Origin of the sequence: Paenibacillus wulumuqiensis (assembly GCF_000971965.1) — a bacterium.
Classification (GTDB): domain Bacteria; phylum Bacillota; class Bacilli; order Paenibacillales; family Paenibacillaceae; genus Saccharibacillus; species Saccharibacillus wulumuqiensis.
Genome location: NZ_KQ040792.1, coordinates 235,539 through 256,832, shown reverse-complemented (window position 1 = coordinate 256,832; position 21,294 = coordinate 235,539). Strand labels below are relative to the sequence as shown.

Below are 21,294 nucleotides of genomic sequence, written 5' to 3'. Positions count from 1 at the left end.
AACTCCTGTATAAAAAGGCGTATGATCAGAACTGCTGCTCTGGCAGCATTTATGAGCGATCCGCGCAGCCGGAGCAGCCGGATGCGGATGTGACTGCCGCAATATCGCTCGATTCACATACAGAAGGGAAGAACAACATGAACACCCTGACACCACTCAAACGGGCGGGTCTGATCGCTGCACTGGTATTCCTGTGGGGCATCTCCTGGTCCATTTATAAATTGGCGCTTGATTATACCCCGCCCCTGCTGTTCGCTGGCCTGCGTACACTGGGCGGCGGCGTGCTGCTGATGCTGATCCTATTGCCGCGAAGACGACTAATCCGCTGGAAGGACAACTGGAAAGCCTACACCATTTCCGCGATCCTGAACGTGGTTCTCTTTTATGGACTGCAGACGCTCGGTCTGCTCTACATGCCATCCGGCCTGTTCTCCGTACTCGTCTATTTGCAGCCGGTACTGGTCGGGCTGTTTGCCTGGATGTGGCTGGGCGAATCCATGTCACCGCTGAAGATTATCGGGCTGGTGCTTGGCTTTGCCGGAGTCATCTCTGTCAGTGCGGGCGGATTCTCCGGCCATGTCGCCGTGATCGGCGTCGTGCTGGCTCTTGTCACTGCACTCAGCTGGGCGCTCGGTACCGTCTATATCAAAAAGGCCAACCAGAAAGTCGACGCCCTGTGGATGGTGGCCTTTCAATGTACACTCGGTGGGCTGGTGCTGACCGCTTCCGGCTCGGTGACCGAGAGCTGGGCAGATATTACATGGAATGCGCCTTATCTGATCGGGCTGATTTTTGGCATTATTTTCGGAATTGCCCTGTCGTGGATCATTTACTTTACACTTGTCGGTGCCGGAGATGCGAGCAAAATCGCCTCCTATACATTCCTCGTGCCGCTGCTGTCCGTATTCATCGGTACCCTGCTGCTGCATGAGCCATTCACCTGGTTCCTGCTGCTCGGTCTGGTACTGATCGGGGTCAGCATCTATCTGGTCAACCGCAAGCCGAGAATAGTGAATATACGATCCTGAGGAGAACACCAATACAGCATAAGGAGGCTGCCTATGAGAGCACGTCGATATTATGTACTGGCATGTATCCTTATCCTGGTAGGTGCAGGGATATGGATTTTCAACATGAATCCGGACAAAACGTCACTGGACGCGGTTATTTGGCAGAAGTTTAATACGGGTCAGGTACGTTCCATTAACATCGTGAATGATCAGGGCAAAGGAAAACAGGTAAACCTTACTGATCCGGATGACATCCAGATGTTCATACAAAAGACGTCCGGCATGGAGATCCGCAAAACATCCGATGCCAACTTGCCGTTTGACGATTCATATACGATTATTGTGAAGGACGATCAGGCAAGAAGATTCGGAATGATTCTGTATAATAATCGGTATATCGATATTTATGATTATGATCAGCATGGCAAAAAGAATGCTTCCCAGCTGTACAGCATCTCAAATGATTGGGATGCGAACTTTATTCGAGATCTACTGAAATAAATGATCTTATCTACGAAGTCTATAAGTTTAAAAACCCGTACTATACAACCAACAAAAGAAGCCGTGATGCGAAGTCACGGCTTCTTTGCTGTCTATTTTCCTTCTTGCTGTCTATTTTCGTTGAACGTTAATAAGGCTGCATATGCCGGTACGGCTGCCAGCCATGCATCTCATCGCCGTGGTATTCGATCTGTTCCTGCAGATACCGGTACGGACGAAGCGGCAGACGCGGACTCTCCAGCAGCATCACTTCCCCGAGATCGCCATGATCCCACAGTGTGAATACATCGCCTGCCTGCAGGCCGGATTCCGGCAGCGCATGTGCGGGTATCCGTACCTGTCCATACGTATTCCATGAATCAGGGATGCAGCTGACGATACGAATCTCCAGCCCCTCCCTGTCCATGTCTGTAGTCCAGTCGGTCTGCTGCGGGCAGCCTTCCTGCGGATCATTGAGATGCTTCAGCCATTCTCCCACCGGCAGATGAGCCGGGTCACTGTTCCAACGAATCATTGCCTGTAACGTAAACATGCGTTCATTCCCCTTTCCTGTACTGGTTATGATGTCATCGAATGATTCAGTTATTGCTGACTGTCCTGGCGCAGTGCCCGGATGGCCAGATAGTCGCTCAGATTGATCGACTGCCAGTCGGTATTTTCATCAAACAGATATGCCCAGCGCTCATGCAGCGCACCTGCAAGGCCATACACTTCATGCTCACGGCTGAACTTGAGCAGAGCTGGCACAGCCTCGGTGGACAATCCAGTCAGATAATCCATATCCAGCTCGCCGGACTGCTCGTAACGTTCCATATTGCGAACCGCAATCTGGCGGTCCATTCCTGCATAGTTCACCAGCACATAAGCGGCCAGCGCCAGAATAATATAACAGCGTGCCAGCGGCAGACGACGGAAATGAATCCGCAGCCCTGCCACGATCAGCAGCACACCGAGGAACAGCATAAATGCATGAACGAGAAAGCGCACGGTCGTATATCCATACGCCTGCTCATATAATAAAAGACGGGTAAATGCCGAATATAACATCACACCGGAGCATAACACGAGCACATACAGCAGCCCGTTATTCAGGCACTGCAGCCCTTTGCCTGCCGGTCCTGCATAGAGCAGTCCGCACAGCATGATCACAAAGTTGAGTGCTGTTACCATGACCAGCTCCATAAATCCGCTGCGGGCATACTCTGCATAGGTACTGCCATCCGGCAGATTGCCCTGCGGCGCTCCGAACAGATAGGAGAACTGCAGGAAAACGAACAATACATAGACGATATTGATCAGCACGAGCACCGTGCCGAGAATAACCGGATCGATCCGTACCGGATGATGCGGCTGCACCTGCGCCGGAACCTGCTGGGCTGGGTGCGGACGGGGCTGTATGTCCACTGCAGCCGGGGATGCGGGAAATGCCGCTGTCTGACCTGGTATCTGAACGGGTGTAGTAGCCTGTCCGTTCTCGCTATTGGGCAGCTGCGGCTGGGTATTCAACGCTTCCCCAGTTACAGCATTGGGACCCGGCGGACGATTCGCTGCTGCCTGCGCATTGGATGGAGGCTGTACGCCGGGCGCCGCCCCTGTTCCCGGCGGTGGTGTCTGCCAGACCGGTGGTGCATAGACGAGCGGTTTGACGAATCCCCACAGATAACCGAACAGGATAAATCCCATGATGATCACCCAGACGAGCCGGAACGTGCCTTCTCCCGGCGACAGGTTCAGAATCCAGCGCGGCATCGTGCCAAGCAGCTCATTAAACATGCGATCCGCCGATGTTAGCAGCGCAATAATGATGAACAGCAGCGGCAGAGCAGCCAGTACACCGAGCATGATTTTACGAAATGTCGCCCGCTGCCCTTCCTGCATGCGCTGGGAAGCCTTGTGCTTGAGCATCGCAAATGGGGTGATAAAATGACGAAATGTCTGCGGAAACAGATGATCCAGTGCATCGATGATCAGCTCCGGACGATTCCAGTCCAGCCGTCTGCGGCTCAGCATATACGCCAGATGCAGTGAAATCAGACAGGGAATAAACAGCGCATTCAGTGCACGGAAAAATTCATTTGCAAACAATCCGTACGTGCAGGACAGCAGTATAATCGCGACCATCACCAGCCTGCTGAACCATGACCCCTGCCGGAGCCGGTCGCCCGCATAAGTATACATATAGAGGTAAAACAAAATCACGAATACCGGATATGAAATACCAAAACTGTGCCCGTAAAATAAATATTGATGAACGACCGCCAGAATAAAGGCGCTGATCAGGGCAATCCATCCCCGCTGGGGTACTACAATTAACTTATCGTACAAAGCTCTCTCCTCCGGTCAAAATTTAATTTTCATAATAAGCTGTTGGTATAGGTTAAATACGATGTGCAGCAGACTTCAGGCGGATGGCCGATCGGTACAGCCTGCTGCCGGGTAGGTTCAATGTGGTTATTTTTATTGTAGATGATAAAATAAGAAAATAAATAGAAGAAATAAACTGGAAAATTTCCTATTTTAAATTCACTGGATTTTGAAGGGACTATTATGCGGAGAAGACTGACTTTCCGTATGACCAAGGCATTGATAACCATGTCCTTTTCAGCATAAATATACATTTGCAATTGATGGATACTGATAGATACCAATGCCATTACAGGAGGTTATGTAATGAAGTTACACCGACAATTTCTGCTGCTGCATTCCCAGTATGGCAGTCAGACCGAGCTGGATGTGACGCTGGATGAGCTTGCTGCCGTACTGGAATGTACACACCGCAACGCGCTTAACATTATCAACCGCATGAGTGAACAGGGCTGGATTACCTGGCAGTCCCAGCGCGGACGGGGGCGCCGTTCCCTGCTGACCTTTACCGCTTCGCCCGAGCAGATCGCCATGGAGTCGATGATGCATACGATCCAGCGCAGGGATATCCGGGACAGTATTGAGCAGATCCGGCTGCATGCACGCTCGCCGGTACTGGATGAACAGCTGCAGGACTGGCTGCTCAGCTATTTCGGTCCTCATTCGGAAATACAGCGTGACCGGCAGATTGACCAGCTGCGGCTGCCGATTCGCCAGCGTATTCATACAGTGGACCCGCTGTATATGAATCTGCTGGCCGAATCCTTTGTCTCCAGTCATATTTTCGATGGACTCGTTCGCAAATCCGGCGATAGCGGCAAGATCGTACCGCATCTGGCTCATGCCTGGGAGACGGATGCACAGCGGACCGGCTGGACCTTTTACCTGCGCAAGGATGTGCTGTTCCACCATGGGCAGATCCTGACCGCCGAAGATGTGGTCTATACATTTGAGCGGCTGATCCGTACGTCGCGGCGGGCCTTGTACCGGTTTGTGTTCAAACAGATCCAGTCCGTCCGTGCGCTGAATTCGACGACCGTGCATATTCAGCTTCAGGAACCGAGCGAGCTGTTTTTGCCCTTTCTGTGCACCAGCCGGGCGGCGATTGTGCCGAGAGGACTGAACCGGCGCAGTGAGCAGGAATTCGGGCTCAAGCCGAGCGGTACCGGTCCTTTTCGAATGGTCGAACAGAGTGAGGAACGCTGCGTGCTGGAAGTGTTCAAACCGTATTTTCAGGGACGGCCCCATCTGGACCGGGTCGAGATTATCCATATTCCCTGGTCGGTCAGCGGCGAAAGGGCAGAGCCTGCCGATCCGGTCTCTCCTTTTCACCTGATTCCCAATCCGTCGGTGCCGGATGACCATTCCTGGAGTCAGCTGCCGTCGCCGGTATCGGTGCGCAAGTTCATTACGTTCAATACGCAAAAGGAAGGACCGCTGCGTGATCCCGCTGTTCGTGCTCATATCTGTACCTGCCTGCAGGGAGAGCAGGAATCCTCTCCTGCATCCGGCATAGAGCAGACAGGGACATCGCTGCAAATTTTAACGATTCCGCAGTACCGCCGGGATGCTCGCCAGATCGCACAGACGCTGCGGCAGCATGGATATGCCTGTGAAGTGCTGTCCACACCGATTGAGCAGTTCCAGGGTCCTGTGCGAATGGAGTCTGATCTGATCGTCTTTTCTCTGACTCGTGATCAGGATGAGCAGCTGCGGCTGTATGATCTGTATCTGACCCTGTCCCAGCACGTCGATACCCATACCCGTATCGATATCGAGCACGCATTGGACGAGATTCGACGGCAGGCCGATCCCCAGCTGCGGGATGCCCTTTTCCAGCGGATCGGAGACCGGCTGGCTGCAGAGCACCAGCTGTATGTACTGTATGAAAAGCCGGTTCAGACCGCCTATCTGCCAACGGTGCGTGGCATTACCTTTAACAGTCAGGGCTGGGTCGATCTGAGGCATATCTGGTTCCCTGCCCGGCTGCCCGAACATGAATCCAGCGCCGGGCAATGATCAAAAAATTCCAAAAAAAATCAACTTCGAAATTGCTGACTGACTGAAATGCCACAAGCCCAATGCTGACAAGGCTTGTGGCATTTTAGAGTTCTTTTTCTCAAGCAGGACAGCAATTTAGCACTTTGGAAATATTGCTTTTTGGGGTGTTTATTCTATTTTTGGCCGGGTAATACAATATCGTGGCGCTGATCATACAGCGTACTACCAACTAGAAAATTCAGAGGAGTGAATAGAAAATGGCAAACAACAACAGCAATAACAACAACGGCAAAATGAGCAGAGAAGAAGCAGGTCGTCTGGGTGGGGAAGCCACTTCTAAAAATCACGACAAAGAATTTTATCAAGAGATTGGTCAAAAAGGCGGCGAATCCACCGCAGATTCTCATGGTAAAGAATTCTACCAGGAAATCGGTCAAAAAGGCGGACAAGCCACTTCCGATTCCCATGACAAAGAATTCTATCAGGAAATTGGCAGCGAAGGCGGCAAAGCACGCAGCGACTCCGACGGTATGAGCCGCGAAGAAGCAGGCCGCAAGGGCGGACAAGCACGCTCCAAAAACAACGACTAAGCACAATTGAATTTCCCGCGGAGTATGCGGGTCAAAAGCTGCTAACAGCGAATATGAACGCCTAAAAAGGCAAAAAAAGAGCAGTCCGATTAGGGACTGCTCTTTTTTCCATGCCCAGAAAAAACAAAATTATAAAATATGCCGATCAACAGTCTGGCAAATGGCACCGTAACCGGAAGCAATACAAAAGCGTAAATCGTGCCCCATGTGAGCGTACCCTCAACATTAATGGTCTCACTCTCGCCCCGCGCAATGTACTCACCAAAGATCGCGCCGATCGTTCCGCTGTACAAAGTCACTGCAAAGGCAACAATCAGACTAAGCAGCCACAGCTTTTTATTGGAGACTTCATTTCTGTTGTAAAAATAGCCTCCCAGCAGCATAAATACCACCGCAAACGGGATGATAACAGAGAAATATAGCCAGCTTTCTCCCCATAATGAGGTGATACCACCTGCTGTAATTTGACCGACCAGCATAAACAAAAAAGCGATAATCACAGCCAGCAGCATGCCAAAAATCAAACCTTTAAGCACAAAGGTACTTTTCATTATATGACCGGCATCGTAATCTCATCCACATAATTGGTTGCCATCATACGGGCGACTTCAGCCGGGCTGTTCGCCTGTCCAAGCACCCACATCATTTTGGTCGTCAGCGCTTCGGTCGTCATGTCATAGCACGGGATAACGCCTTTCTCCAGTGCACGCTGTCCGACCTCATAGATCGTCAAATCGCCGCCTTCGTACAGACACTGGGTGGTCACGACGATGCTGATCCCATCCTGTACCAGCTCTTCGATCTTGTCGATCAGATTAATCTCTTTGAAAGGAACCCCGCCAAGACCGAATCCTTCAACGATGATGCCCTTGTAGCCCAGATTACGAACGGCATCGAAAATATCCGGGCGCATCCCCGGAATCAGCTTGAGCAGGAACACATCGGGCGAATACTGATCATTATACACATGTCCTTCTGGATAGACAGACGGCGCAATCTCGTTGTAGACAATGTGATCCTCATCCAGATAACCGATGTACGGATGATTGATGCTCTCGAACGCATCATAGCTTTTGGTTTTCACTTTGGATGCCCGGGCACCGTTGATGATTTTGCCGTTGAATACAACGAATACGCCAGCCAGCTCGCTGGAGGCTGTCCGGAAAGCGTCCTTGATATTTTTGCGGGAATCGCTGTATTCCGCCAGTACCGATACCTGGGAACCGGTAATCACGACCGGCTTGTCGAGCGCTCCCAGCATAAAGCTGAGCGCAGAGGCCGTGTAGGCCATCGTATCCGTACCATGGGCGATAACGATGCCATCGTATTTTGGCAGCTGCTCATGCACCGTGCGTGCGATGGTCACCCATTCTTCCGGCTGGATATTCGTACTGTCCACGCTCATCAGCGTCATTGCTTCGATATTGCAGATCTCTCTGACCTCGGGTACCGCTGAGATGATATCCGCTGCCGATTGTGTCGGGGTCAGCCCCTGTCCTTCTGCTGAAGAGGAGATCGTGCCTCCGGTATTGATAAACAAAATATGCTGCATGAATCCTTTTCCCTCCGCCCGTTAATTCCTGTAATTGGACACCTCTGCTGCTGCCGGCTCCGGGACTCGCTGTCTCCGGCACATCTCCATGCTGCATGGTTCGGCGGGTATCCCTGATAAGTACTAAATTTAACACTTTTCCATAGTCGTGTACATGAACGTTAATATATTGATTATAAAGGAAATAGCCGGACCGTACTATGTAGGATTATGGAGTGGCAACAGAATCCCTGCGCATGCGAAAAGCCCTGTATCCTATGCAGAATACTGCAGGACACAGGGCTTTTCGCGAAGCCTTTCGCAGGAGGGTATGCTGGTGCAGTTTTCTCTCCGCTTTTACTTTACAGTCCTATTCAGAAACTCATCCAGCCGGCGCTTCTGGTGCAGGTGATGACGATAATGCATCTCGATCAGCATCATCCACTCGGCTGCATTGAGATCGCCAAACCTTGGGTGTCGCTCTGTATAGCGGGCCGGAACCGCTGCTGCCTGCGGTGCCAGCTCGCGGGCGCGAATGCGTACCTGTTCCAGACCTTTCAGCAGCTGTTCTCGGTTCTCCGGCTGTGCTGGCTCCGGAACGCCCGGCACCTTGACCCGCACGGGAGGGAAACTTCCATTTTCAAAAATACTCTCTCCCATCTCTGTCTTTCCCTCTGCAGCTGACTGTGCGGACGGATTCTCAGGTTGGGCATTGTGCTGCTGCAGATCATGCTCATACTGCATGATGCATTTATCGATATTCCCCATCTGCATGTACAGTGCAGCAGCGATCAGGTGCTGGTACATCTGTCCGAGCGACCACTCTTGTGCGCTCGGCTGCCGGGTGAGCTGTTCCAGTGTATAGCGGTGCAGCTCCTGCCCGTATTGATCCAGCTGCTGCTCCAGACGCTGCAGGGTTATTTGCATATGTGCGGCTTTGTCGGTAGAGGTATCGGTATCTCTGCTTTCGCTCCTGTTCATGCCTGTCTGGGGGAAGGTAGTCACCGTGCTGCTTGTGTTCATACTTGTCTTGGTGTTCATGTCTGCGCCTGCCTTGGTACTCATATCCATGCTCGCGTGTCTGTCCATTTTATTGTTCATCATTGTGCCTCCAGGTAAGTTGATAGTAGTCCCGCTTGCGGCGGCTGCTCATGCAGATATCCGCAGCGGAATCAATAACTGTACCCAGTATAACCAACCGCTGCTGACAGCATAGTGTCAGTAGCTTTCCAGCATATTTTGCAATTCCTCACGTATTCGTATTCGCAGCTCGTCCGGCTCCAGCACTACAGCTCCCCGTCCCCAGCCCAGAATGGTATGAATAATCTCTTCCAATCGACGCACCCGCAGTACCGCGATAATACGGCCGCTCTCTTCTTCCAGACGCTCCAGATAAAAGCTGCCATCCTCCCGCAGCCGCGCTGCAATCTGCTCACTGATCTTTACTTTTACCAGTGTATTCCGGTCATCTTCCGGTCGGTAGCCGCTGAGCTGGAAATGCTCCGGCCATGTAAATTCCTCATCGGTCACCGTCAATTCCGATATGCGCGACAGACGGAAGTGCCGGATCTGCTGCCTCCTCATGCAGTAGGCGACCAGCATCCAGCGGCTGCCCGTCAGCACAACTCCATACGGGCAGACTGCTCGCACACCGGCATCCTTATCCGGTGTATCCGACGGCTTGCTGTAACGAAATGTGATCCGGTGCCTCGTCGCAACCGCTTCGCAGATCTGCTGCAAATGAGTCGTTTCATCCATTTTCTCCACGTTGCGGCCTGCAATGAGCAGGAGTGAGTCGCGTACCGCTGCCGACTGAATATGAATGGACTCCGGTAGAATGGACTGGATTTTACGGCGAGCCGATGCAGCGTCATATTGATATTTGGGACTCAGATATTTCCCCACAAAGTCGGTTCCGAGCCACATCGCCACCGCTTCGTCCGCTGTCAGACTGACCGGCGGCAGAAAATATCCTTCCATCAGCGAATACCCCTGACCCGGCGAACCCAGCAGCGGCACTCCCGATTCACTGAGTGCCTGCATATCCCTGTAGATCGTACGCACACTCGTCTCAAATATATCCGCCAGATCCTGTGCACGCAGACTGCGGTGACGCTGCAGCTCCAGCACAATCGCCATCAGCCGTTCGGTTTTGTTCATTCCATCTCCCCGTTTCCATACGATTCGTTCTCTTCAATATAACAAAAAAGACCCTGCAGCATACACAGGGTCTTGCATCAGAGTATTTAGGCCAATCGGTCAGGCATCCGAAGCCTTTTTCATTCACGCGCTCCACCAGTATGAAGCGCTGGTGTGACATCAGAGAATACATAAGATTGCCCGGATAACCAGACCGATCCGCCAGAGCCGCTTATTACAGACCCGTGGAAGCTTTAGCGCTGGCGCCAGCGTCTACGCCCAATCCGGCAACCGGCTCTTCATTGTCTTCTTCCGCATCGACGGTACGCTTGTCCGAGAGAATCAGGTTCAGCATCACAGCTGCGACCGAGCCGGTCACGATGCCGTTTTGCAGCAGCGGCTGCAGGAAGTTCGGCATCTTGGCGAAAATGTCCGGCAGAACGGCCGAGCCTACGCCGATCGCAATACTGCAGGCGACGATCATCAGGTTGCGGTCATTGCGCAGATTGATTTCACCCAGGATAGACATACCCGAAGCCGCCACCGAACCGAACATGACGACCATCGCGCCGCCCAGTACCGCACTCGGAATGACTGTAGTCAGTGCCGCCAGCTTGGGCAGCAGACCGAGCACGACCATAATCCCGCCAGCGGCAAAGATAACATTGCGCGTCTTGACCTTGGTCAGCGAGATCAGACCGACATTTTGCGAGAAAGCGGTATACGGGAATGCGTTGAACACGCCGCCCAGCACGATCGCCAGACCTTCCGAACGCAGTCCGTTGACGATCTGCTTTTGTTCTACTTTTTGCTCGGTAGCTTTGCCGACCGCGATGTAGACACCGGTCGATTCCACCATGCTGACGATGTTCACGATAATCATCGTCGCAATCGCAATCCAGCTGAACTGCGGTGTGCCAAAGTAAAATGGCTGCGCCACCCGGAACCAGGATGCATCCGCTACCGAGGCAAAATTCACCATTCCCATCGCATAGGCCAGCACCGTACCAGCGACCAGACCAACCAGTACGGAGATCGAGCGCAGGAATCCTGTCGCCAGACGGCTTACGATCAGGATCACCAGCAGGGTAACACCCGCCAGCAGCAGATTATGCGGTGCACCAAAGTCCGGACTGCCCTGTCCACCGGCGACATTGTTCATCGCTACCGGAATGAGCGACAGACCGATAATGGTCACGACCGAACCGGTTACGATTTTCGGGAAGAAACGCAGCAGCTTGCCGTATAACGGGGCTGCCAGCACGACGAATACCCCGGAAATGATAATCGCCCCATAGGCGGTCGGCAGATTGGTCGTCGAAGCAATTGCGATAATCGGCCCGACTGCTGTAAACGTACAACCCAGTACAACCGGCAGCCCGCTGCCGAAATAGCGTGTGCCCAGTACCTGCAGCAGCGTAGCCAGACCGCAGGTGAACATATCCGCTGCGATCAGATAGGCCATCTGTTCCGGCGACAGATTCAGCGCGTTTCCGATAATGAGCGGTACGGCAATCGCACCGGCATACATCGCCATCACATGCTGGAGTCCCAGCGTAAATACTTTACGTTTACTCAGCATCAGATCCCCGCCCCGATTCTGTTAGGTTCTGCAGTCGTCTGTTTGGACGGCTGGTTGGCTTCCTTTACACGATCCGCAGCATGAGCGGTCTGTGCAGATACTTCTGTTTTTCCGGACAGCGGCTGTTCAGGAATGAATTCTACCTGTCCCGGCGACATGGATAGGATGCGTGCCAGCGATTGTACCGGAATCCGGCGCTGTTCCAGCAGTCCGCGTCCTTCCTGGAACGTCTTCTCGATCACGCAGCCTACACCGACCAGCGTCGCACCGGACTCTGCCACAATATCCGCCAGTCCGACCAGCGCCGCTCCTGTAGCGAGAAAATCATCCACGATCAGCACCCGGTCTTCCGGCTTGAGGTAATCTTTGACGATGCTCACCTGGTATGTCTCGCCGCGGGTAAAGGAATGCACCGATGCCGCATATACCTGATCTCCCTGGGTCACGGCCTTTTTCTTTTTGGCGTAGACAAAAGGCACATTCAGCGCAATCCCTGTCGCCATTGCGAACTGGATGCCGCTCGCTTCAATCGTCAGCACCTTGGTAATGTGTTCATGGGCGAATAAGCGGGCCAACTCCCGGCCGATCTCCACCGCCAGCATTGTATCCACCTGATGATTCAGAAAAGCATCCACCTTGAGCACTTTGTCCGACAGAATCTGTCCTTCCGCCCGTATCCGTTCCTCCAGCAATTTCATGTTGTTTCTCCCCTTTGATTATCTGTTTGTCTGAATGTCTGTTAAGCCTATTGGCTCCAATCTTCATGTATAAAACAAAAAAGGCAGGCCACCCGAGTTGGTACACTCAAGTGAAGCCTGCCTGTATGCATGTTCATATACAGAATGCGCAAAAAGCCGCATCCTGATCCCTTTTACCGTTCAGCAAAAAAGGATCAGCACGTTCTTCACTCATAGTCGGACAATTACAGTGGTTGTCCGGTAGAAACTCCTGGGCCTTATTCCCAATATTATATGAGTGGTCGCGGTGAAGAAGTGTATCTGCAGCAAACCCTCCATAACAGAGTGATTGCGCCGCCTTCTGCACTGCCTGTATCAAATTATATATGTATACTACACGCATTCATGTTATGTTTCAAGGATATTTTTCATGCTTTCAGTAAGTTTCATAAGTCATTGTTTCCATAAAAGGTAATCGTCTTGTTTGGCTGGAAAAGCCTGTATATTCTCACTATGCAGCCGTCCTGTACAATACTTATTTACGTAATTTATAGCCAACTATTTAAAAAGCCACGTTTCATTTCGAATGCAGGTTGTGTATACTGTAGATAAAGAAAGCCTGCAGTGTTGGTCCACTGCAGGCCGGATCGACAAGATCGGCGGAATCATACGGCGATCGCTTGAAATACAATTTTTCCCGAGACCGCCAGGAGGGTCCTAACCTTTATCCCGGCGGTTTTTGTTGTCTTTTTCCCGCTTCCAGATATCATGCAGCTTGTCGGCTCCTACTATCAAGCCGATACATTTTGCCGAGATATCGAGGATTTGAAGCAGCAGATCAACCAGTGATATGGCATCACCCCCTTCCGGGTTGCGATGCCATGATACGTTCCGCCGGTACTTATCTTTCCGCTGATGATTATAGCACACAAATAACTTTTATAAGTAATTTTATCCGATTATCCAAGAATCCCGCGAATCTCAGCCAGGGATTCCACTCCCTGCTGCTCCATCCATAGCTGCAATCCATCCACCAGCTCGGTCCCTGCGCGCAGATTAACAAAGTTATACGTACCTACCTGCACCGCCTCTGCGCCGGCCATAATGAACTCAATCATATCCTCCACACTGCTGATTCCGCCCATGCCGATGACCGGGATGGACACTGCTGAGGCGACCTGATGCACCATCCGCAGGGCGATCGGCTTGATCGCCGGGCCGGACAAGCCTGCATACAGGTTGCCAAAAGCACTGCGCCGCCGGTAAATATCAATCTTCATCGCTGAAAATGTATTGACCAGCGATACTGCATCCGCGCCCTCCTGCTCACACATCAGGGCCATCTCCACTATATCCTGTGCACCCGGTGACAGTTTGACCAGCAGGGGCAGCTCCGTTACGCTCCGGACCTGCCGCACGATGCTGCGCGCCGTCTCCGTATGAATGCCGAACTGAATGCCGCCTTCGCGGACATTCGGACAGGAGATATTCAGCTCCAGCATATCGATTCCGCGGCTGCCCTGCTGTCGCAGTCGATGTGTATGCTCGGTCAACAGACGTGCGCCTTCGATATATTCCTCGGCATTGGAACCGCCCAGATTGGCGATCACTGCCGTACCCAGTGTAGTCATATAGCCCAGTTCATGATCCAGAAATCCCTGCACTCCCGGATTCTCCAGACCGACGCTGTTCATCATGCCGGAAGCGGTCTCCTGCACACGGCAGCCAGGATTGCCCGGACGGGGATGCAGAGTCAGTCCCTTGCAGGATATCCCGCCGAGAATGCCAGTATCCACATAGGATGCATATTCGCGGCCAAATCCATACGTGCCGGACGCCATAATGACCGGATTGCGCAGTTCCACGCCGCCGATATTACACTGTAGTGAGGTCATCCCAGTTCACCTCCTCTGCTGCGAATACCGGCCCTTCCACACAGGTTCTGCGATTGCCACCATTCGTCTGCACCGTACAGGTCAGACAGGCTCCAATGCCGCAGGCCATATGCTTTTCGGTGGAAATATACAGCCGGATATCTCCCCGGCTGCCGCCAGTCTGCTCCATGGAATGCCTATTCGCCGCTGCTGTACATTCCGCCAGCGCTCTCAGCATTCCGGCCGGTCCGCAGGCCAGAATGGTATCGTACCGAGATGGATCGAGCAGCTCCAGCACGCTCTGCTGCCTGCTGTTCATCACCTGCACCTGCTCTGCTGAATCCACAGCCTGACGGAAAGCGTTCACCGCGAACATTTCCCCGGAGAAGCCCAGGTAGATATCTGCCTCCGTATAATGCCTGGCCGTCAGCAGCAGCGGCGCGCAGCCCATCCCGCCGCCGACCAGAGCGACCCGGCCACACTCCTTCAGCAAAGGGAATCCATTGCCAAAAGGCCCTTCCAGCAGCACCTGCTGCCCTGCCGCCAGACGAGACAGAATTGCCGTCCCCCGTCCATGCACCCTGTACAAAAAGGCGATGTAGTCATCGCCTCTGTCATGGATACTGAGCGGGCGTGACAGCAGAGGATAGCTGTCTCCCCGGTATCCGTCATCTCCGCGCAGCATATAAAATTGTCCCATCCCACCTGCATGCTGCCCGGCCACTCTCATTACAAAAACATCCGCAGCCACCTGTTCATTGGAAATAATATAAGCCATACATCCGCCTCCTTTGTGCCGCTATATATCATACCAGCGGCTCGCGGATACGGTTGTAACTCTTCTCACAATATCAGACCGATTCAGACAATCATCAATACGAGCACGGCCATCAGCGCCAGAATCAATCCGGCTGCAATAATCCGCAGATGAATGCGGCGATGCATCACGATAATGGCGATATACTCACGGATAAAGGCATTGGGCAAATAATACAGCGCTGTACGCGAACCGATACCATCGCCCTGAATACCTGCCTTGCGCGCGTAGATACCGGCGCGGAACAGGTGAAAATTATTCGTAACAAAAATGCAGGAGTACGGCTTGCCTGCCATCAGATCATCCATCTTCTGCTTGGATAGACGCATATTTTGCAGCGTATTAGCCGATTCATTTTCAATAATGATATGCTCGGCCGGAATACCCTTTTCCAGTAGATATTGACCCATCGCTTCGCCCTCGGCAGTCTGTTCATCGCTGCCCTGTCCACCGGAAACGACGATCCGCGGCGGCTCTCCATCCTGATAGCGGAGATAGATGGCGATTCCCTGATCCAGACGGCTCGCCAGCAGCGGCGGCACTTTGTTGCGGATCAATCCGCTGCCCAGCACGATGATAAAGTCCGGCCGGTAACGCGGTCGATGAAAATTATACAGCAGGGAAGACACCAGATAGCAGATAAATAGAAATCCAAAATAAGCGAGACAAAGCTGCACCACGATAACCAGCGGAGCCAGTACGCTGTTGTACGGAGCCAGCAGCACGAGCAGCGGCAGCACCAGAATACCGACTCCGGTCAGCATGGACAGCAGATTGGGCAGCTTCCACCCTTCCCTGTGCAGCAAAATCCGGCCATTGTAGACCAGTGCCACACCTATGCCAAGTACGACAACCGGTGCCAGCAGCAGCATAATCAGCACGAGCAGAACAGCAATATACGGTATATTGCCCTGCAGATGGTTCATTACATAGACGATCAGACCAAACAGCAGCAGAATAATGCCGACGGTCAAAAATACACCGTTCTGCAGACGCCTGCGGTCTTTTGTGTAGCTGATCACAAACATGGCTATACATAATCCAGCCACACCCAGTATGTACATCAATTTCTCTCCTCTTTTCCAGTTATGAACATGATACCATGACTCCACTCTATTTTTACCCTTATTTTAAACTTACAAAAGTGTAAGAAAAGCGTAAGGAAAGATTAAGACAATTCGATATTATCCGAATATTTGCTGTGTTAGGATAAAAGTATTATCCATCCAAGGAGGAATCAATGATGGGAAAATGGCTGTTCAAAACGATAATGGCTGTCCTGTTTACCGGTGTCATTGTATATATCGGCCTGCATCATAAATGGCCCGAGCTGGATCAGATCGTACTGCTGGCCAAGCAATATTCGCATCAGCTTATCGATACCCTGCCGGTCTCCGGCGGAGTTTCCTAATTCCAATAATCCGGCTGCAAGCATGAGCCGGATACTTTGCAGTGAACATAGTATAATAACGATAACATCCCACCGAATCTGCGGATACGTGTGGGATCATGCCGTTTATTCCAAGGAGTTCATAACTATGCAGAAAATCATGATCGTTGAAGATGATCCCAAAATTGCCGGTCTGTTGCAAAATCATATTACCCGGTACGGTTACGACGTGATCCTGACCCGGGATTTCAGCAAAGTACTGGAAGAGTTCCGCGAGGTGCAGCCGGATCTGGTGCTGCTGGATGTGAACCTGCCCAGCTTTGACGGTTACTATTGGTGCCGCCAGATTCGCAATCATTCCATCTGTCCGGTACTGTTCATCTCGGCACGCTCCGGGGAAATGGACCAGATTATGGCACTGGAAAATGGTGCTGACGACTATATCACCAAGCCGTTTGACTATGGCATCATGATGGCCAAAATCCGCAGCCAGCTGCGTCGTGCGTATGGCGAATATGCCGTACGGACGGAAGAGAGCGTGATCGAAGCAGCCGGTCTTCGGCTCTATCCCGAGCGGCTGGAACTAATGTATAACGGCCGCAGTATCCCCCTTACCCGCAAGGAGTGCGACATTATCGGCAGTCTGATGGAGCGTCATCCGCGCGTAGCGAGCCGGGAAGCACTGCTGGAGAAGCTGTGGGATGACCAGAACTTTGTCGATGAGAATACGCTGAATGTCAATATCACTCGTGTACGCAAGAAATTTCAGGAGCTGGGACTGGAGGATGCGGTGGAGACGGTACGCGGCATCGGCTATCGCCTGCACGCTTCCTGGGCAGAGGAGGATGGACGTTGAAATTGTTTTTGCGGGAACATGCGCTGCTGATTGTGCTGCATGTGGTTCAGTTTTTTGCGGTGCTGGGCATCTACTGGCTGGACGGATATCACCGCCTGGCTCCGGCACTGTATTCTGTTTTTCTCGGGCTGTTCCTGCTGGGCAGCTACCTGACCTATCACTATATCACCCGGCGCCGCTATTTTGGATTGCTCAGTCATCCGCCTGCGACTATGGAGGAATCGGTACAGCGGCTGGATCAGACACCGGTCGGGGAAGCGCTGGAAGAACTGCTGCGTCTGCAGTACCGCTCCTATCATGAGCAGTTGGCTGCCATACAGCGTGAGCAAAAGCAGCACCTGACCTTTATGGATCAATGGGTGCATCAGATGAAGACTCCTTTGTCCGTTATCGAGCTTACCGTGCAGCAGGTGGATGAACCGGAATATGCCAGCATCCGTGAAGAGACCGAGCGCATGCGTTCCGGTCTGAATACCATTCTCTATATGGCCCGGCTGCGTACCTTCCAGCAGGATTTCCATCCCAAATCCGTCTCGCTGTCACAGATCATGCATGAGGTTATTCATGAGCACAAGCGATCTTTTATCCGCAATAATGTCTATCCCGACGTACAGGATCAAGATGGCGTACTGATGGTAGAATCGGACGAGAAATGGCTGTTCTTCATGCTGTCCCAGCTGGTGATGAACGCGGTCAAATATTCCTCCGGCACCGGAAGAAAGATCCATATTCATTCCTTTATCCGTAACCGTCAGGCAGTACTGGAAGTGCGGGATCATGGCATCGGTATCCCGGCTTCGGATCTCAAGCGGGTGTTCGATCCTTTCTTTACCGGCGAGAACGGCCGTCACTTCCGTGAATCGACCGGGATGGGACTGTATCTGACGAGAGAGGCTGCCGAGCATCTGGACCATACGCTGGAGCTGGAATCCGCTCTGGGCGAGGGAACGACTGTCCGTATTATTTTCCAGTCCTGGCAGCAGTCCTGATCCCTTCTACTGTTCACCCGGTTTCTTTTCAGGCTTTACAGGTTGGTATGACTCTATATCCTGGTCGCTCCCTGCGCCACCTTACATACATGTAAGCCGGATGAAAGGAAAATCGATAGCAGGCTCCCCGGCCCCGGACTATACTGGGCACATGAGAACAACCATGAAGCCCATGGACCAAGGAGGATCAGACATGCTTAACGTTAACCAGATCAGCAAAACCTACGCTGGCAAGATTGCCTACAAAGCGCTGACCGATATCCAGTTTACGATTGAAGACGGGGAATTTGTCGGCATTATGGGACCATCCGGCAGCGGCAAGACCACGCTGCTCAATCTGATTGCTACCATTGATGAACCGACCAGCGGACAGATTCTGATCAATGGAGAGAATATCAACCGGATGAAGAAAAATGAACTGGCCCGCTTTCGGCGTCGGGAGCTGGGATTCATTTTCCAGGACTTCAACCTGCTGCATACGCTGACTGTACAGGAGAACATCGTGCTGCCGCTGACACTCGACGGCAGCAAAGTCAGTGAAATGAAGCAAAAAGCTGCTGCTATCGCCGACAAACTCGGCATTACTTCCATCATGAACAAGCGCACCTACGAGATCTCCGGCGGACAGGCCCAGCGGACAGCCATTGCCCGGGCGATGATCCATTCCCCCAAAATGCTGCTCGCCGATGAGCCGACCGGGAATCTGGATTCCAAATCAGCCCGCGATGTGATGGAGATGCTCGAAAATATCAACCGGGAACAGCAGACAACCATGATGCTGGTCACCCATGATCCGGTCGCTGCCAGCTACTGCAGCCGGGTTATCTTTATCCGTGATGGTCATCTGTACAGCGAGATTCATCGCGGAGACAACCGACAGGCCTTTTTCCAGAAAATTATTGATACCCTGTCGCTGTTGGGAGGGCATACGAATGACATTTCGTCAATTCGCCTATAATAATGTCGTCCGAAACAAGCGTCTGTATGCCGCCTATTTTCTGAGCAGCATGTTTACGGTCATGGTGTTTTTTACCTTTGCGATTTTCGCTTATCATCCACTGCTCGCTGACGGGCAGATCAACCATAATGTGCAGGGCGGAATGTCTACCGCCAAATGGATGATCTATGCATTTTCCTTTTTCTTTGTGCTGTATTCGATGAGTTCTTTTCTGAAGACACGCAAAAAGGAATTCGGCCTGCTGATGATGCAGGGCATGTCTCCCGGGCAGCTGCGCCAGATGGTATTTCTGGAAAATATCATTATCGGCTTTGCCGCGACACTGGGCGGGATTGTGCTTGGACTTGTATTTGCCAAGGCGATCCTGCTGGCCGGTGAACATATTCTGGTCATTGAGGGCGGATTGAACTTTTATTTCCCGGCGCGGGCGATAGGGATCACCTGCTTCTCCTTTTTCATCCTGTTTCTGCTGATTTCGCTATTCATCTCTTCCGTACTGCGAAGCGGCAAACTGATCGACTTAATCAAAGGCAGCCAGAAAGCCCGCAGCGAACCGAGAGCTTCCATGCTGCTGTCGCTGCTCGTGCTGGTGCTGATCGGCACCGGGTATACGCTATCCCTGCTGGCGCGTGGAGGAGATGCTTTTATCCTGCTGCTGCCTGTCAGCATCATTGTCACTATTGGGAGCTATCTGCTGTTCACCCAGCTCAGCGTCTATATCATCCGCCGGCTCAAAAGCAGGGAGTCCTTTTTCTGGAAACGGACCAATATGCTGCTGCTGTCCGATCTGTCCTACCGGATGAAGGATAATGCGCGTACTTTCTTTCTCGTCTGTATCGTCTCTACGGTATCCTTCTGCGCCATAGGCTCTCTGTATGGGCTGCAAAGTGTCGTGTCGAAGAATGTAGCGCTCAGCAATCCGTATGTGATCAGCTATCTGGCCAAAGGTAGTGGAGCGGATGCACAGCGTCATGCAGAGGTGATTGATCAGACGTTCCGCAAGCATGGCATTCAGGCGACCCGGATCGATGAGGTATTGACGGAATATAATATGAAGGATGATGCGTTCACCCAGATGATTGTCAGCGAGTCCATGTTCAACCGGTTGGCAGCCCGGGTTGACCAGCCGCCGATTCAGCTGGCGGCGGGAGAGACGGTTGCCGTCACGCCATTTCAATTGCAGCTGGATCGGCTGGATGTGCCTTCCACTACCGCCAGCGGTGTTCATGTACGACCGGACCGGCTGATCCAAACAGGTGTGCTGGCTGTCGAAGGCATACCGTTTGTCGTCCCGGATGAGATGTATGCGCGTCTCGGCAAGCCAGCTGCGCAGCGTTCTCTTCATGTGTGGACAGGCGACCAGGAGCAGCAGGGCGTCCTTGCGGCAGGCAAGGAAATATACACCGAGCTGGACCCATCTACCGAATCGCACCGGATTGCGGTTCCTGCCTATGATGTCAATCAGGAACTGGGCTCCTATGGAATGATTCTGTTTATCGGGCTGTTTATCGGCATTGTCTTTTTCGTCTCGGCCGGCAGCTTCCTGTATTTCCGGCTGTACAGCGATCTGGACGAAGACAAACAGAAATTCAGATCCATTGCCAAGCTGGGACTGACCATTCCCGAGCTGAATCGAGTGCTCAATCGACAGATTGTACTGCTGTTCTTTGCCCCGATCATCGTCGCCATGCTGCACGGCGCAGTAGCGCTGACGACGCTTGCGAATATGTTCCAGACTTCCCTGCTCAGGGAATCGTTGATCGTACTGGGTATCTTTTTCCTGATCCAGCTTGTCTACTTCCTGATCGTGCGTTTCTTCTATATCAAGCAGGTACGGGCAGCGATTCGCTGATCTGTACAACACAGTCCTGCTGGTTGATTCATCAGACGGCCGGATTCTATGCATCATACAGTTCTTTGCATAATAAAAAGCCCGCAGGATTCAATCCCATGATGGTATTGAATCCTGCGGGCTTTTCGAATAGTAAAAGTTATGCCGATTGCAGGAACAGCCG

20 protein-coding genes and 1 riboswitch are annotated in these 21,294 nt (G+C 52.3%); of the genes, 9 read left to right on the top strand and 11 right to left on the bottom strand.

The genetic code is table 11. From position 1 onward, the window contains the following. Positions 1 to 137 precede the first annotated feature (137 nt). Positions 138 to 1,028: a DMT family transporter gene (locus tag WH45_RS01120; protein ID WP_046212904.1), complete on the top strand. Its 891-nt coding sequence runs from the start codon at positions 138 to 140 to the stop codon at positions 1,026 to 1,028. Positions 1,029 to 1,061: 33 nt separating this feature from the next. Beyond that, positions 1,062 to 1,511: a hypothetical protein gene (locus WH45_RS01115; protein ID WP_046212550.1), complete on the top strand. Its 450-nt coding sequence runs from the start codon at positions 1,062 to 1,064 to the stop codon at positions 1,509 to 1,511. Positions 1,512 to 1,638: 127 nt separating this feature from the next. Here WH45_RS01115 and WH45_RS01110 read toward each other — a convergent pair whose 3' ends face one another. Both WH45_RS01110 and WH45_RS01105 read right to left on the bottom strand, forming a co-directional pair. Beyond that, entirely contained in the window at positions 1,639 to 2,043 is a 405-nt protein-coding gene (locus WH45_RS01110) for a hypothetical protein (protein WP_046212549.1), read from the bottom strand. Between the two features lie 50 nt (positions 2,044 to 2,093). Then, positions 2,094 to 3,836: a DUF4153 domain-containing protein gene (locus WH45_RS01105; protein WP_046212548.1), complete on the bottom strand. Its 1,743-nt coding sequence runs from the start codon at positions 3,834 to 3,836 to the stop codon at positions 2,094 to 2,096. Positions 3,837 to 4,181: 345 nt separating this feature from the next. Between WH45_RS01105 and WH45_RS01100 the strand changes: the two genes are divergently transcribed. Together WH45_RS01100 and WH45_RS01095 are read left to right on the top strand one after the other, a co-directional pair. Beyond that, entirely contained in the window at positions 4,182 to 5,894 is a 1,713-nt protein-coding gene (locus WH45_RS01100) for an ABC transporter substrate-binding protein (RefSeq protein WP_046212547.1), read from the top strand. Positions 5,895 to 6,133: 239 nt separating this feature from the next. Beyond that, on the top strand, positions 6,134 to 6,466 hold the full coding sequence (locus WH45_RS01095; protein ID WP_046212546.1) for a KGG domain-containing protein: 333 nt from the start codon (positions 6,134 to 6,136) through the stop codon (positions 6,464 to 6,466). A gap of 89 nt (positions 6,467 to 6,555) precedes the next feature. Here the strand turns inward: WH45_RS01095 and WH45_RS01090 are convergent, their stop codons facing one another. The 9 genes from WH45_RS01090 to WH45_RS01045 form a co-directional block, all read right to left on the bottom strand. Continuing rightward, positions 6,556 to 7,017 carry a hypothetical protein gene (locus WH45_RS01090; protein WP_046212545.1) on the bottom strand — a complete coding sequence of 154 codons (462 nt, stop codon included), beginning with the start codon at positions 7,015 to 7,017 and terminating at the stop codon, positions 6,556 to 6,558. After that, positions 7,017 to 8,018, bottom strand: coding sequence for an asparaginase (locus WH45_RS01085; protein WP_046212544.1), 1,002 nt, complete (start codon positions 8,016 to 8,018; stop codon positions 7,017 to 7,019). Before WH45_RS01085 ends, WH45_RS01090 begins: the two co-directional genes overlap by 1 nt. Positions 8,019 to 8,354: 336 nt before the next feature. Then, positions 8,355 to 9,101 carry a DinB family protein gene (locus WH45_RS01080; protein ID WP_235338211.1) on the bottom strand — a complete coding sequence of 249 codons (747 nt, stop codon included), beginning with the start codon at positions 9,099 to 9,101 and terminating at the stop codon, positions 8,355 to 8,357. A gap of 114 nt (positions 9,102 to 9,215) precedes the next feature. Further along, positions 9,216 to 10,157, bottom strand: a complete 942-nt coding sequence (locus WH45_RS01075) for a helix-turn-helix transcriptional regulator (protein ID WP_046212543.1) — start codon at positions 10,155 to 10,157, stop codon at positions 9,216 to 9,218. A gap of 214 nt (positions 10,158 to 10,371) precedes the next feature. Further along, positions 10,372 to 11,718 (bottom strand): nucleobase:cation symporter-2 family protein, encoded by a 1,347-nt coding sequence (locus WH45_RS01070; RefSeq protein WP_046212542.1) that lies wholly within the window; start codon positions 11,716 to 11,718, stop codon positions 10,372 to 10,374. Continuing rightward, positions 11,718 to 12,416: a xanthine phosphoribosyltransferase gene (locus WH45_RS01065; RefSeq protein ID WP_046212541.1), complete on the bottom strand. Its 699-nt coding sequence runs from the start codon at positions 12,414 to 12,416 to the stop codon at positions 11,718 to 11,720. The genes WH45_RS01070 and WH45_RS01065 overlap by 1 nt, the downstream gene beginning before the upstream one ends. 193 nt (positions 12,417 to 12,609) lie before the next feature. Continuing rightward, a riboswitch (purine riboswitch) is annotated at positions 12,610 to 12,713 on the bottom strand. Positions 12,714 to 13,354: 641 nt separating this feature from the next. Further along, complete coding sequence (locus WH45_RS01055; protein WP_046212539.1) at positions 13,355 to 14,290, bottom strand: dihydroorotate dehydrogenase; 936 nt, start codon at positions 14,288 to 14,290, stop codon at positions 13,355 to 13,357. Continuing rightward, entirely contained in the window at positions 14,271 to 15,047 is a 777-nt protein-coding gene (locus tag WH45_RS01050; protein WP_046212538.1) for a dihydroorotate dehydrogenase electron transfer subunit, read from the bottom strand. Before WH45_RS01050 ends, WH45_RS01055 begins: the two co-directional genes overlap by 20 nt. An 83-nt stretch (positions 15,048 to 15,130) precedes the next feature. Then, positions 15,131 to 16,150: a YdcF family protein gene (locus tag WH45_RS01045; RefSeq protein ID WP_046212537.1), complete on the bottom strand. Its 1,020-nt coding sequence runs from the start codon at positions 16,148 to 16,150 to the stop codon at positions 15,131 to 15,133. A gap of 176 nt (positions 16,151 to 16,326) precedes the next feature. Between WH45_RS01045 and WH45_RS23515 the strand changes: the two genes are divergently transcribed. The 5 genes from WH45_RS23515 (at position 16,327) to WH45_RS01025 (ending at position 21,131) form a co-directional block, all read left to right on the top strand. Then, positions 16,327 to 16,497 (top strand): hypothetical protein, encoded by a 171-nt coding sequence (locus WH45_RS23515; RefSeq protein ID WP_156075143.1) that lies wholly within the window; start codon positions 16,327 to 16,329, stop codon positions 16,495 to 16,497. A gap of 127 nt (positions 16,498 to 16,624) precedes the next feature. Further along, the gene (locus tag WH45_RS01040; protein WP_046212536.1) at positions 16,625 to 17,332 is read left to right on the top strand and encodes a response regulator transcription factor; all 708 of its coding nucleotides are present in this window, start codon (positions 16,625 to 16,627) and stop codon (positions 17,330 to 17,332) included. Then, the gene (locus tag WH45_RS01035; protein ID WP_046212535.1) at positions 17,329 to 18,321 is read left to right on the top strand and encodes a sensor histidine kinase; all 993 of its coding nucleotides are present in this window, start codon (positions 17,329 to 17,331) and stop codon (positions 18,319 to 18,321) included. Before WH45_RS01040 ends, WH45_RS01035 begins: the two co-directional genes overlap by 4 nt. A 193-nt stretch (positions 18,322 to 18,514) precedes the next feature. Continuing rightward, a complete protein-coding gene (locus WH45_RS01030) occupies positions 18,515 to 19,279 on the top strand; it encodes an ABC transporter ATP-binding protein (protein ID WP_046212534.1) in 765 nt (254 codons plus the stop codon). Then, a complete protein-coding gene (locus WH45_RS01025) occupies positions 19,254 to 21,131 on the top strand; it encodes an FtsX-like permease family protein (protein WP_046212533.1) in 1,878 nt (625 codons plus the stop codon). The genes WH45_RS01030 and WH45_RS01025 overlap by 26 nt, the downstream gene beginning before the upstream one ends. The last annotated feature ends 163 nt before the right edge of the window (positions 21,132 to 21,294 follow it).

Excerpts from the sequence above, each read along its gene's own strand:
- WH45_RS01120 (WP_046212904.1), top strand. The coding sequence starts at position 138 with ATGAACACCCTGACACCACTCAAACGGGCGGGTCTGATCGCTGCACTG.
- WH45_RS01110 (WP_046212549.1), bottom strand. The coding sequence starts at position 2,043 with ATGTTTACGTTACAGGCAATGATTCGTTGGAACAGTGACCCGGCTCAT.
- WH45_RS01075 (WP_046212543.1), bottom strand. The coding sequence starts at position 10,157 with ATGAACAAAACCGAACGGCTGATGGCGATTGTGCTGGAGCTGCAGCGT.
- WH45_RS01080 (WP_235338211.1), bottom strand. The coding sequence starts at position 9,101 with ATGATGAACAATAAAATGGACAGACACGCGAGCATGGATATGAGTACC.
- WH45_RS01045 (WP_046212537.1), bottom strand. The coding sequence starts at position 16,150 with ATGTACATACTGGGTGTGGCTGGATTATGTATAGCCATGTTTGTGATC.
- WH45_RS01100 (WP_046212547.1), top strand. The coding sequence starts at position 4,182 with ATGAAGTTACACCGACAATTTCTGCTGCTGCATTCCCAGTATGGCAGT.
- WH45_RS01070 (WP_046212542.1), bottom strand. The coding sequence starts at position 11,718 with ATGCTGAGTAAACGTAAAGTATTTACGCTGGGACTCCAGCATGTGATG.
- WH45_RS01065 (WP_046212541.1), bottom strand. The coding sequence starts at position 12,416 with ATGAAATTGCTGGAGGAACGGATACGGGCGGAAGGACAGATTCTGTCG.
- WH45_RS01090 (WP_046212545.1), bottom strand. The coding sequence starts at position 7,017 with ATGAAAAGTACCTTTGTGCTTAAAGGTTTGATTTTTGGCATGCTGCTG.
- WH45_RS23515 (WP_156075143.1), top strand. The coding sequence starts at position 16,327 with ATGATGGGAAAATGGCTGTTCAAAACGATAATGGCTGTCCTGTTTACC.
- WH45_RS01115 (WP_046212550.1), top strand. The coding sequence starts at position 1,062 with ATGAGAGCACGTCGATATTATGTACTGGCATGTATCCTTATCCTGGTA.
- WH45_RS01050 (WP_046212538.1), bottom strand. The coding sequence starts at position 15,047 with ATGGCTTATATTATTTCCAATGAACAGGTGGCTGCGGATGTTTTTGTA.
- WH45_RS01095 (WP_046212546.1), top strand. The coding sequence starts at position 6,134 with ATGGCAAACAACAACAGCAATAACAACAACGGCAAAATGAGCAGAGAA.
- WH45_RS01055 (WP_046212539.1), bottom strand. The coding sequence starts at position 14,290 with ATGACCTCACTACAGTGTAATATCGGCGGCGTGGAACTGCGCAATCCG.
- WH45_RS01030 (WP_046212534.1), top strand. The coding sequence starts at position 18,515 with ATGCTTAACGTTAACCAGATCAGCAAAACCTACGCTGGCAAGATTGCC.
- WH45_RS01085 (WP_046212544.1), bottom strand. The coding sequence starts at position 8,018 with ATGCAGCATATTTTGTTTATCAATACCGGAGGCACGATCTCCTCTTCA.
- WH45_RS01040 (WP_046212536.1), top strand. The coding sequence starts at position 16,625 with ATGCAGAAAATCATGATCGTTGAAGATGATCCCAAAATTGCCGGTCTG.
- WH45_RS01025 (WP_046212533.1), top strand. The coding sequence starts at position 19,254 with ATGACATTTCGTCAATTCGCCTATAATAATGTCGTCCGAAACAAGCGT.